The 12099-nt window shown below is 62.9% G+C and carries 9 protein-coding genes; 3 read left to right on the forward strand and 6 right to left on the reverse strand.

Features of this window, described 5'->3' with window-relative positions; translation table 11 throughout:
- Positions 1 to 9: 9 nt before the first annotated feature.
- The 4 genes from ACFQ9V_RS09865 to ACFQ9V_RS09880 all read right to left on the reverse strand — a co-directional run bounded on the left by ACFQ9V_RS09865 (position 10) and on the right by ACFQ9V_RS09880 (position 4286).
- Positions 10 to 1047 carry a redoxin domain-containing protein gene (locus ACFQ9V_RS09865; RefSeq protein ID WP_382458991.1) on the reverse strand — a complete coding sequence of 346 codons (1038 nt, stop codon included), beginning with the start codon at positions 1045 to 1047 and terminating at the stop codon, positions 10 to 12.
- On the reverse strand, positions 1037 to 1993 hold the full coding sequence (locus ACFQ9V_RS09870) for an alpha/beta fold hydrolase (RefSeq protein WP_382458992.1): 957 nt from the start codon (positions 1991 to 1993) through the stop codon (positions 1037 to 1039). The genes ACFQ9V_RS09865 and ACFQ9V_RS09870 overlap by 11 nt, the downstream gene beginning before the upstream one ends.
- Complete coding sequence (locus tag ACFQ9V_RS09875; protein ID WP_382458993.1) at positions 1990 to 3189, reverse strand: epoxide hydrolase family protein; 1200 nt, start codon at positions 3187 to 3189, stop codon at positions 1990 to 1992. The genes ACFQ9V_RS09870 and ACFQ9V_RS09875 overlap by 4 nt, the downstream gene beginning before the upstream one ends.
- Positions 3190 to 3449: 260 nt before the next feature.
- Positions 3450 to 4286: a phosphotransferase gene (locus ACFQ9V_RS09880; protein WP_382458994.1), complete on the reverse strand. Its 837-nt coding sequence runs from the start codon at positions 4284 to 4286 to the stop codon at positions 3450 to 3452.
- A gap of 582 nt (positions 4287 to 4868) precedes the next feature.
- Between ACFQ9V_RS09880 and ACFQ9V_RS09885 the strand changes: the two genes are divergently transcribed.
- Both ACFQ9V_RS09885 and ACFQ9V_RS09890 read left to right on the forward strand, forming a co-directional pair.
- Positions 4869 to 6776, forward strand: a complete 1908-nt coding sequence (locus tag ACFQ9V_RS09885; RefSeq protein ID WP_382458995.1) for a ribonuclease H-like domain-containing protein — start codon at positions 4869 to 4871, stop codon at positions 6774 to 6776.
- On the forward strand, positions 6776 to 7822 hold the full coding sequence (locus tag ACFQ9V_RS09890) for an adenylosuccinate synthetase (protein ID WP_382458996.1): 1047 nt from the start codon (positions 6776 to 6778) through the stop codon (positions 7820 to 7822). The genes ACFQ9V_RS09885 and ACFQ9V_RS09890 overlap by 1 nt, the downstream gene beginning before the upstream one ends.
- Positions 7823 to 7826: 4 nt before the next feature.
- Here the strand turns inward: ACFQ9V_RS09890 and ACFQ9V_RS09895 are convergent, their stop codons facing one another.
- Both ACFQ9V_RS09895 and ACFQ9V_RS09900 read right to left on the reverse strand, forming a co-directional pair.
- A complete protein-coding gene (locus tag ACFQ9V_RS09895) occupies positions 7827 to 8834 on the reverse strand; it encodes a hypothetical protein (RefSeq protein ID WP_382458997.1) in 1008 nt (335 codons plus the stop codon).
- A gap of 334 nt (positions 8835 to 9168) precedes the next feature.
- The gene (locus ACFQ9V_RS09900; RefSeq protein ID WP_382458998.1) at positions 9169 to 10884 is read right to left on the reverse strand and encodes a hypothetical protein; all 1716 of its coding nucleotides are present in this window, start codon (positions 10882 to 10884) and stop codon (positions 9169 to 9171) included.
- A 412-nt stretch (positions 10885 to 11296) separates the two neighbouring features.
- Between ACFQ9V_RS09900 and ACFQ9V_RS09905 the strand changes: the two genes are divergently transcribed.
- Positions 11297 to 12049 (forward strand): HNH endonuclease, encoded by a 753-nt coding sequence (locus ACFQ9V_RS09905; protein WP_382458999.1) that lies wholly within the window; start codon positions 11297 to 11299, stop codon positions 12047 to 12049.
- Positions 12050 to 12099 lie beyond the last annotated feature (50 nt).

Genomic DNA, 12099 nt, shown 5'->3' on the forward strand with positions numbered 1-12099 from the left:
GTTGCTCTGTTACCCGAAGGTGAAGCAGTACCCCCCGACCCCCGCCTGGTCGAACTCGATTTCGAACAGCCGATCGCCGATCGCATCCCGCGTTCGAATCAACTGGTACGTGTCCTGCCGGTCGACCACGCCGCGCCCTCGACTGTCGACGTCCGTGCCGCAGGCCTCCCCGGGCGGCTGCCCGTCGATGAGCACGCGAAATCCGATGGGGCCGCCTTCGACGGGGCCGCCCATCACCAGATTCACGTCGCGGGCGTGGAATGCGTATGCGACACGGCCGCCTGGCTGCCTGCACACTGCGGCGTCCGGGGTCTGCACCCACTCACCGTGCAGGTCCCAGCGGTTCCTCGGCAGATCGCTGTGGAGGACGTACTCGAAGACGCGGTCATAGCGGTCGGCGCTCTCGGATTCGAAGCCACTGCTCTGTCGGTAACCCAGGTAGGTCTCCGGCGAGCGCAGGGAGGCCCAGTCCGCAGCCACCTCCAGCCCCCGCGCCTCGGGCTGCACCAGACCAAGATCCAGCTCGGGCGCACCGGCGGCCATCAGCAGTTGCTGGATGGCCATCTCGGTCATCTCGTAGTCGCCCTCACCGAAGTGGTGGTAGCGGACGCGGCCGGATGTGTCCGCGAGGTAGACGGCCGGCCAGTAGTTGTTGGCGAAGTCGCCCCACACCCCGAAGTCGTCGTCCAACGCCACGGGGTACTCCACCCCGAGCGCCTGAACGCGCGCCGCGACGTTGGCATGGTCGTGCTCGAACCCGAACTCCGGCGTGTGCACCCCGACGATGGTCAGCCCCGCGGCCGCGTACTTCGCGTGCCATGCACGGAGGTACGGCAGCGTCCGAAGCCAATTGACGCACGTGTACGTCCAGAAGCTCACGAGCACCACCCGGCCGCGCAGCGCCTGGGGTGTGAGCGGTTCGGAGTTCAGCCAGCCCGTGGCGCGGGTGAACGGCGCGAGCCGGCCCTCGTCGGGAAGCGCATCGATCGTGTCGACGAGGCGATGGGCGACGGACCGGAAGCGTCCGTTCCGCGCGTCAAGAGACATGGGGCGCCTCCGTCGCGTGCGCGTCGTTCCCTGCGTCCCGGGCCATCCGCTCGGCGTCGATGACGGCCTGCGCGAACTCCTCCGGCGCCTCCTGCGGGAGGTCGTGGCCGATACCGCCGGTCAGGGTGCGGTGCTCGTACGGGCCGGTGAACCGATCCCGATACGCGGCGGGGTCGGGATGGGCGGCGCCGTTGCTGTCGCCCTCGAGCGTGATCGTCGGCACGCCGATCGGCGGCCGCTCGGCCAGGCGCCGTTCCGTCTCGTCGAACCGGGCCTCGCCTTCTGCGAGACCTAGCCGCCAGCGGTAGTTGTGGATCACGATCTGCACGTGGTCGGGATTCTGCAGTGCGGCGGCGCTGCGTTGGAACTCCTCCTCGCCGAACTCCCACTCCGGCGATGCGGTCCGCCAGATCAGGCGGGCGAAGTCCGTACGGTTCGCGTCGTATCCCCGCTCCCCTCGGCGGGTCGCGAAGTAGAACTGGTACCACCAGGCCAGCTCGGCCGCGGGAGGCAGCGGCTGCGCGTTGGCGGCCTGGCTGCTGAGCAGATATCCGCTGACCGCGACGTGGGCACGACAGCGCTGCGGCCACAGCGCGGCGAGCACGTTGGCTGTCCGCGCTCCCCAGTCGAAGCCGGCGACGACCGCGTCGGCGACCTCCAGCGCGTCGAGCAGCGCGATGGCATCGGCGGCGAGCGCGGCCGGCTGACCGTTCCGTGGGGTGTCCGCCGACAAGAACCGTGTCGTCCCGTACCCCCGCAGGTGCGGGACCAGCACGCGGAAGCCGCGGTCGGCGAGGATGCTCGCGGAGGCGCTGAAGCTGTCGATCGAGTACGGCCACCCGTGCAGCAGCAGCACCGCCGGGCCGTCGGACGGACCCCGCTCGGCGAGGCCGACGCTCAGGTCGCCGGCCTCCACCTGAGCGGTCGCCTGGAGCGGCGTGGTCACCGCAGCGACCTGAACGTCGCGCGGACCTCCTCCGAGAACAGCGCGGGCTGCTCCCACGCGGCGAAGTGCGTGCCACGGTCGAGGCGGTTGAAGTGGATCAGATTCGGGTACGCCTGCTCAGCCCAGCTCCGCGGTGCGGCGTAGATCTCGTCCGGGAAGACGCTGACCCCGGTCGGAAGCTGCACACCCTTCGGAGCGAAGAACGCCAGCTTGCTCTCCCAGTAGAGCCGCGCAGAGGAGACGGCCGTGTTGGTGAACCAGTAGAGGTCGACGTTATCCAGGACGTCGTCCCGGCTGAGCCCCTCCGACCCACCCAGGAAGACCCGCGCGATCAGGTCGTAGCTCGCGGCGTCGTGGTCGAGCATCCAGGCGGCCAGTCCCACCGGCGAGTCCGCGAGAGCGTAGAGGGTCTGGGGTCGGCCGGCCATCTCTTGGGCGTAACCGAGACCGTGCGCGTAGAAGAATGCGAGCTGGTCCCACGCGCCCCGTTCCTCGGTCGTCAGGTCGGCCGGCGGCTCCTCGTGAGCGTCCAGCGCCGCCTGGATGCTGTCCGGAACGGTCGCGGGCATGTTCGTGTGGATGCCGATCAGCCCCGGAGGTCGGAGCAGCGCGAGCTGTTCGGTGACGGCATTCCCCCAGTCACCGCCCTGCGCGACGTAGCGGTCATACCCGAGACGGGGCATGAGCTCAGCCCACGCGCGCGCAATCCTGATCGGGTCCCATCCGGCCTTGTCGGGCTTCCCAGAGAAACCGTGCCCCGGGAGCGACGGGATGACGAGGTCGAACGCATCCGAGGCGTCGGCCCCGTACGCGGTCGGATCGGTCAGCGGCCCGACGATCTTGAGCTGCTCGATGATCGAGCCCGGCCACCCGTGCGTGACGATCATCGGAAGGGCGCCCTCGTGCTTCGACCGCACATGGATGAAGTGGATATCCACGCCGTCGATCCGGGTGACGAACTGCGGGAGCGCATTCAGACGAGCCTCGACCTTCCGCCAGTCGTGCTGCTCGAGCCAGTACGCCGCGAGCGCCTGCATCACCTCCAGCCGGACTCCCTGGGACGTGTCGTCGACGGTCTCCTTCTCGGGGAAGCGCGTGTTCCGGATGCGGCGCTTGAGGTCGTCGATGTCCTCCTGAGGGATCTCGACGGTGAAGGGGCGGACTGCGGTGTCGGGGGGTCGGTCGGTGACAGCCATGATGATGGCCCTCTCGTGACGGGTGTTGCTTTCCAGGGGTGTGCGCGCGAGGCGCGAGCGTGGGTCAAGAGGAGGGAGCCGCAGCGGAGCAGCAGGGCAGGTATTGAAAGACGAACGCCGCGACCATCGACAAGGTCCTCCGCAGTGAATTCGTCGCTCTCGGTGCGATTATGGCTCTTCGGCGCGTTGGTCGGCTAGACGGTGAGCAGATGCGTCTCGAACCAGCAATGTGACCGCACGGGACGCATTCGCTCCCTGCGTCACATGACCGCCCTGACCAGAGCCTCTTCGTTCTCCTGCAGCCACGACTGCCGCCGCCGGATCGCGTCGCCGACGCCTTCCTCCCACATGCGGCGCCAACCGCCGCCGTCACGCTCCGCTCGCAGCTTCATCGTGTGCCATGTGCGCTCGGCCGCGTTTCGCGCCACCGGCACGAGCCTCGGCCGCAAGCCCGCGTCCAGCCCGTACGCATCAAGCATCTTCGCCGCACGGGCGAACGCGTCCACGCCCTTCAGGACTTCGGCGCGATCCCCCACCGGCTGCCACGGCGCCCACCACTGCAGCATGTTACAGACGTCCTCGACCCGGGAGGACGGTCTCGCGAGGTCGAAGTCGATCAACGCGGATGCGACACCGTCCCGGAAGACGACGTTCTCCAGCGTCACATCCCGGTGGCCGATGAGTTCCAGAGGCATAGGCACGGGCTCCGGCGCACCCTCCGGCGGGGTCGGAGCAGCATCGTCGAAGACCGCCGGGACGCCGAACGACGCCACCGCGTCATGGTACGAGCGGAGGAGCCTGGCGACGCTCATCGCCCGGTCGTCCGAAGCCACCCACTCCGGTGCGGGGCGGCCGGCGACCTCACCCTCCATGAACGTGATGACGTCTCGGTCACGATCATCGACGCCGAGGAAGCGCGGCGCACCGGCGAAGCCCACCCGCTCGAGATGCGTGAGCAACGCCCGCACCCGCTCGGAGGAGGCGCTGCGCGGCCGGCGCACGGTGTCGCCCGAACGGACCACGCCCACGGTGACGTCACCACCGAGGAGTGGCTCCTCGGGAGCGGAGGAATCCCATGGTTGCTCGCAACGATTCACGCCTCTATCCTTCAGCACGCTTGCCGCGCCCAGCATGCCCCTGGAGGGACTCGAAAACTGCGACAACCCTTTAATGACCGTTGGGGAGGGCCCAAAATCCGCGGAATTATGCGCCTTTTGACCTCCTAGAGATGACTACGATCTCATAGGATCTCACCCGATTGTGGGCAAATTGTGGGCAAATTTGACCGTCTTTCGACTTGGCAGTCGTGTGATGTATCAAGACATCGGTGACAGTCGGACGCGGCTATTGTGATGTATCCAGATATGACATGAAATGTCACGCACGTAGCGGCTCGCGTCTGTGGCGGCCCGCGGAGAGGGTCCCCGGCAGACAGGCTCTGCAATATCCAGGAGCGCGCCGGCAAAATGACTACCATGCTTTATATGGGGAGGAATCCTGACGCTCTAGACCTAGGCGATTGGGATCCTGCCCGCGACGGGGCGGTTGGCCTTTCATCGTCTTCACCGACAATCCCGCCTCGGGAGGCCGCCCTGACGCGGATGCTTACGTTCTTACCGGGCATTAGCCCGCGAAGAGAGAAGGAACTTCAAGCGGCCGGGGCGAAGTCGTGGCTGGACGTGAGAAGAGTCTTCACTCGGATCCCGCCGATCCACCGACCGGCTACCCTCGCCGCTATCGATCAAGCCTATTTCGAGTTGCAAGCGAGAAACGTAGAATATTTCGCTACCCGGCTACCTCGAAGAGAGTATTGGCGCCTGGCCACCGCGTTTCCGGAACGGGTCCTATTCCTGGACATTGAAACAACCGGGCTAAGCCGAATCTATCATCAGCTCACGCTCATCGGCTGGGCACGCGAGGATGCCTATGGAATCATGACGACCAACGTCGGATTGCCCGGGATGTCGGAGCTGGTAAAGGAACTCGAAACAGATCCGATCCTTGTCACGTACAACGGCTCCCATTTCGACGTCCCCTTTCTCAAGAATGCGTTACCGGACCTAAGGCTGCCTTCCGTTCATGTCGACCTCCGTCATCTAGGACAGCGAGTCGGTCTCGTTGGGGGTCAAAAGAAGATCGAGCAACAGTTGGGGCTTGCTCGATCGCGCAAGGTGCGCGGCATAGCTGGGGAGCTGGCTCCTGCGCTTTGGTTCAGATATCAGCGCGGAGATGCTGCTGCTCTGCTTGAGCTCATTGAATACAACCATGCCGACGTCGAGGGCCTGAAAATTCTCCTACGGCACATGGTGGAGCGCCTCGATCCTGCCCTGTCCGCTAGTTGGCATGCTGTTCCGTTCGACCGCTGGATGACCGAGCGGCCCGACCACGATGTCCTATTGCCTTTCGCGGGGGACTTTCGGCCGAGGCTGCAGTTGGGCTCCCTTCAGATCGATCCAAACCTTCGTGTCGTCGGCATCGATCTTTCGGGCGGTCCGGCCCGTCACACAGGGTGGGCTCTCCTGGCGGGTGCAGAGGTCGAAACTTCGGCCCTGAGCACCGACGAAGAGATCCTCGATAAGACAATCGCCGCAAAGCCGACACTTGTCTCCATAGATGCCCCGCTGTCGCTCCCCACCGGCCGGCTTCGGGTCGATGACGACGATCCGACGCGAGAGGAGTACGGCATCACGCGTCATGCCGAGCGCGAGTTGCGAGGTCGAGGAGTCAACACCTACCCCGCCCTTATTCGGAGCATGCAGGGCCTAACGGCCCGGGGCATTCGGCTTGCGGGCGAACTCCGTGCCCGGGGCATCCCGGTCATCGAGAGCTTTCCGGGTGCGATGCAGGACATCCTGGGTATGCCTCGCAAGGGTATGAGTTTGCCCGCACTCAAACTCAGCCTGCTCGACTATGGACTTGCGCCGAGTTTTTTGGATCGTCCGGTGATCCACGACGAGATTGATGCAGTGAGCAGCGCGATCGTTGGCCAAGCGTTCTGGGCAGATCACTACGAGCCGCTAGGGAATGATGCCGAGGGCTTCCTCATTGTGCCAGCGACCACTCGTTGGCCCACGCCTCATATCATCACGCTGTCCGGTCCGGTCGCGGCAGGAAAATCGACCCTCGCTTACCTCCTAGAAGAATGCGGACTAGCCCGAATTCGCTATAGCGAGGTGCTCGCCGAGGACATGCGGTCTTCCGCACGTGCGACACTGGCGAGTGCTGGGGCAGCTCTGCATCGGTCCGGAGGACAGCGCAGTCTGAACGAACGGGTGTACGCGCGGATCGCCAATGCTGACAGGGCTGTAGTTGACGGAGTGCGTTATCCAGAGGACCTGGCGTTCGCAATTGAACGCTCAGGCTCCCACCTCACGAGCGTCTTCGTCGATGCCCCGCGAACACTAAGGGCTAAACGCTGGGGCACCAGAGAGGGCAGCAGTGCAGAGTTTGAAAAGGCTGAGATAGACACTTCCGAGGCTCACCTGGGGTTTCTTCGAGAGCGCGCGACGCTCGTATTCGACAACAGTGGTTCCCTGTACGATCTGAAGATGTTCGCAAGCCGACTTAGCAAGAGGAGCGCTGCCTGATGCCAGTCTCGATCATTGTCGGAGCCCAGTACGGCAGCGAGGGCAAGGGCAAGGTCGCGCTTGAGTGGGCGCGGCGGCATCGAGCTGCAGCGGCGGTACGGATCGGCGGGCCGAACAGTGGACACACTGTGATCTGGAACGATGAGCCGGTCATTTTCAAACAACTGCCCACCTCGATTCTCCTTCCGGAAACGCTCGCGATCCTGCCGCCTGGAGCCTACATAAACGTGCGCATCCTTCTCGAGGAGCTCACACGATCTGCGGTAGATTCTTCCAAGGTTGTAATTGACCCTCGCGCAGCCGTAGTAACTGATGCGGACATAGCAGAAGAAATATCTTCGGGTCTGACCAATCGGATCGGCAGCACCGCCTCTGGAACTGGTGCGGCCGTAGCTCGCCGCGTCCGTCGAGATGGCTCGTTGACTAGAGCCTCGGACGTCCCAGAACTTCAAGAATTCCTCGGCGACACCCTTCCCCTTCTTCACGACATCTCGTCGTCTCAGAGAGTTGTGATCGAAGGCACCCAAGGATATGGACTTTCGGTCTTACACGGTATGGAAGGCGATTTCGCAACGAGCCGAGACACAACCGCGGCCGGTTTCCTCTCAGAAACGGGGCTTAGTCCGTTGGTGGTCGACGAGATCGTATTGGTGGCGAGAGCGTATCCAATCAGAGTGGCAGGCCGGAGCGGCTCGTTGTCCGGCGAGACTTCTTGGCAGGTGCTGGGCGAGCGTATCGGCCGACCAGAATTGATCGAGCGCACAACCGTAACCCATAGGGTGCGTCGGGTAGGCGAATTTGACCCCGAAATCGTGAAGCGAGCAATCTATGCCAATCAGCCGACGCACCTAGTGCTGAATCATGTCGACTATGTAACCTCATTTGACTCTCAAGAATCCACGTCTAGGGTGGCCAACTTCCTCGAGCGCGTTGAGGAATCTATTGGCCGTCGTGTTGATTTCGTTGGATTCGACGACAGGTCGCTTGTCGGGCGTGACCGCGTTGATGACGAGGTATCTGCAAAGGTTATGCCGCGCAGTAGTTAGCTCGTCACGGTGTCGGTGTAACGCTCTGCGGTTGCGCAGGGGTAGGAGCTATGGGCGGCTGAGTTGTGATCGGGGCCACTGGTGCGGTAGTTGCTCTGTGGGCCACATCGTCCTGCAGTTGCTGGACTTCACGCGCGAGGCTCGCCTCATTGATGATTACACCCACGAGTATGGATGCCAGACCAATGAAAATCGCCGCGATGGCCACAGAACCCCAGATCTGAGTTCTCCTGACTTCCGTGCGCGTATTCTTCGCGACGCGATGAGCCTTCTTCGATCGAGTCGAGATAACTGCCGAACTGCTTTGGGGCACGTTGTTTAGCCCCACAGCGTCCCTTACGTATTCGTCGACCTTCTTTCCGGCAGTCTTCTCAACAGGGAAGCTCGTGTACGCCCCCCGACGAGTCTGCGGGGGGGAAGCTTGGGCCCACGCCGTACTGGGGCTCAGCTTGGTGAATTCAACCCAGATGATCCCCTGGCCGCCTTTCAGCTGGTAAGTGTTCTCCGTCAGGTTGTGAAGGGGAAGACCGATTCTTCCTGTGAACCCAGGATCGATGAGCGGCCCGGTCCCTACTAGAAGACCTTTGTAGATGTGATCAATCTTGAGGTTATGCCGCAATGCGATGTAGTCCGGAAGCCGGAAGTAGGGCTCGACTGACATGAAAGCGATGCTGTTAGGCGGAAGCTCAAAAACCTCGTCCTTCTCGAGGACTCCCTCCTGTCGCTTGCCGTCCTCATCCATGTAGAACCATCGGCCCAGCAACGCGACCTCGTAGCTGGCCGTCTTCAGACCGTCCGGATGGAATGGTTCGATCATGCCGGTTGCAGACACATAATCCGCGATGTCGGCGCTGTTCAGCAGGGCTGGTGGGACATCAGGAAACGGATCATTATCGCGATACTTGAGAAAGCGCCGCTCAGCCTCTATGCCGGTCGCAAAATCTAGCTTTTCGTTCTGCTCCCGAGCAAGCCGTCGCTGCTCAGACCGATCAACGCCGCCTACCGTCGACACGCGATCCCCTTGTCTGCCTCAAGCCGAAATAACAACGCTTCACGATCGTACAAGTAACCGCCAGAGACCCGGGCTGCATCGCGGAAGGTCGCATTGACGGGAATTGCATTCCCCGCGTCTGAGCCGGCAGCTTTGCCGCAACACCGGCCAGCTCGACACACCCAGTAAGAGGCGCATTTGGGCCGAGATTGGCATATTCCGGCATCTCGGCTTCGGCCTCTGAAGATCGGCCAACTCGATTGAAAGCTTCGGTTGCGCCATTAGGCGCCATTTGCACGGGGTTGGTTATCTCAAACTCTGAAGCCAGCCCGCAGACCAAGCGATAAGGCCTAGGTTATTTCACCCGTTGCTTGACACCAGATGCACTAGTCAGCTCAGCCAACGAGAGGGCGGTGCGCTCGGCCTCGGGGATGTTCATCCGCTCAGCCAGAACCGAGGCCAAAGCCCTGATGGCCTCATCTGAGCCCGATCGTTTGGCGAAGCGCCACGTGAAGTTCTCGCTGGTTGTGATGAGGTCCACTCCTCTGCGGCCATCTGAAAGCTCGTCGTGGTAACGCACGTAGCGGATGTCCGTGTTCGGAATCGACCGCCGAAGCACGCCTCTGGTGTGGAACTCGTTACGGTTCGCGAGTAGTACTCGCGCATCCGTCACCGCAACGATGAGATCCCCTTGCTCGTATCCCGTATTGGCCGCTTCCAGGATGTCCTGGCGGCGGAAGGTCGCCTCGACAGCGGCAGCGACAGAATCCATCCGGCGCCCGACTTTGTTGCCGAATTGCTCGAGCGCGCCGTCAGTCGATCCATGTGCGGTACAGATAGCGATTAGCCGCTCCTCACCGGAAAGATGCCAACGTACGATCCTGAGGTCTTGGTCCAGCTCTTCGTCATTGTCCACGAGCACGACATCCGGTCGCGCGACAGGAGCCGGTTCCAGGTGGATCGAATCAGACAGTTTCTCCACCGCACCGAGAAGCTGTTGTGCCATCTTCGCGACCTCGCCGGCGCTTCGGCGTGCACCTGTGAACGGGATGGTCCGCTTTCCTGGGAGCTCTGCCAGGATGGCCAACTCACGGTGAACCGAGCCTAGAATCGTCGTCATCTCGTCAACGACCTTGTCGTGCTCGGCCTTCGCGCTGTCGACGATCGCTTCTAGCAGTCTGGCGTCGGCCGGATTGTTCGCAGCATCCAGACGCGCACGACCGGCACGAATTGCCTGATACTCGAACCATGACTTGTGAGCCACGACCAGACAGTGAAGATCGAGCAGGAGCGCCTCACCGTTCTTCTCGATGTACTGGCGACGTTCCTGGTGCTCGCTCAGCTTCGACAGCTCGGCCGCACGGGTCTGCGTATTGCGTCGGAAGAGGTCGCGTTGCTTCCTGAGCGCCGCCTCGTAGCCGGCGACGTTCTCCCAGATCAACGGGGAGACTTCACCGACGTTGGTCGCCTCTGTCAGCGCCTTCGTCACAGCATGCTCGAGACCGGTGAGCTCCGCCCATTGCTCGTTGCGGACCGACTTGAGCACGGACTCCGTGAGCGCCATGTTCTGGCGGACGAGCGAAGACACCTCATTGAGCTGCATTTGGATTGCGATCATGGCGACAGCGGGTCCGACGCTTGCCAGGACGCTGGCCACCGTCGGCGCCGTGGCCGGCAGCCATCGGACCGAGTTGGAGAACTGGTGGCCCACGCGCAGGGTTCCCAGGTAATAGCCGCCGCTCTTGATCGGCTCGGCACCGGCTTGAAGAGCCCTCAAGGTTTCGGGGGCGAGCCGCACGAGTCCCTGGGCTTGCGCCAATGCGTTCGCCGCCTGTGCGCCCACGTTCAGGATCGTGCTGGACGCTGCGAACGCATTCGCGATAGAGCGTTGGTCGGCGGAGGAGATCAGCCTGAACGGGACGAGATCCACTCCGTCGGGCACCTCCCCGAAAACGAGTGCCTGACCCGGTGCGATCTCGACCAACGCAGTACCCGGATTCACATCCGCGGTGCCTGAGTCGGCACAACCGCCGTCAACGTGGTCGTATTGCTGTTCGGCAGCGTCGCTCACTGTTCTCCCGTCCCGAGTGCCCGAGATCTGAGGTTACCCGGCAGCGCCGACGCGCCACGGACTCAACGCGCGGGCGATCGTGGCCGGTGCGGGTCGATTATGGGCACACGGGTGCCGTCGACGCCGCGCTTGCGCAGCCGCTCGACCATGTCCTCCTGACGTGGTTGCTCGACGGTTTCCATTAGGAAATACCAGGAGCGGCCGGTTGCCGGTCTGACATCTAGACCTTCACGCCGATGTCGATGAGCAGGTGAAGCGTTTAGCGGACGGAAGCGATAGTGTGGCTACAGGTGATCGTTATCCGTCAGATTGGTGATTGCAACTCGCCCGGTGACCGTGGGCGAAGGTCTCGTTACTGCTAAATCGACGGGCGCTCGTTGTGAGTCGGTTCTCGTTCCGCTACCTTCGCCACATGGGACCGCACCCGTTCGTCGTTGACGTTCCGCACGCGCGATACTTCGTCAACGACCACTGCGCAAACTGCCTCGTCGAGCTACCCGAGCTGGAAGACGCACTCTTCTGCAGCAACTGGTGCAGCGAGATCGCAGGACAGGTCCGCTACCTGCGAGGCGTGTTCCGAGACGACCGGATCAACGATCCGGCCGTAAAGGAAGCCATCGGCACTCGGAACGCCTTCCTACTGATCGGCGGCTATCGCGCCCTGGGGCGGCAGGTGAACTCGCGTACACGCGAGCAGGTCGTGAATCGAGCCGGTGGCAAGTGCCAGACGTGTGGACAGGATGGCACCGATGTCGACCACATATCTGGTAACTCGAACGAGGCGGACAATCTCCAGCTTCTTTGCAATGCATGCCATCGAGCGAAGACGGCCGAGCAACTCCGGCCAGCTTCCGAAGCGAACCAAACTCTTCTTCTGGCCCTGGTCGCTGGCCGTGTGTTACCCAGCGAACCAATTCTCTTGGCGGACGACCAAGAAGAATGGAGTACTCGTTGGCGCGCTCTCAAAGCTTCGCAACTTCGGCGATACGTCGAAGCCGCGAGAGAAGGCGGGTTCGATCCCCCTGGTTTCAAGACTCGTTCCTCGGTGGCTACCGCCAGAGAAGCATTTCGCGCGGAGGCCTCTCGCAGGGCACAAGTGGATGCTGAGGTGGCCCGAACTGACTTCTTCGAGCGGCTTGTCCGCCAAGCATGGGCAGAGCAGTAGTCGACCCGAGCGCCCACCAGGGACTGCCACCTTGGATTTACGTCTGCCAG

Origin of the sequence: Leifsonia sp. NPDC056665 (assembly GCF_042791795.1) — a bacterium.
Taxonomy (GTDB): Bacteria; Actinomycetota; Actinomycetes; order Actinomycetales; family Microbacteriaceae; genus Leifsonia.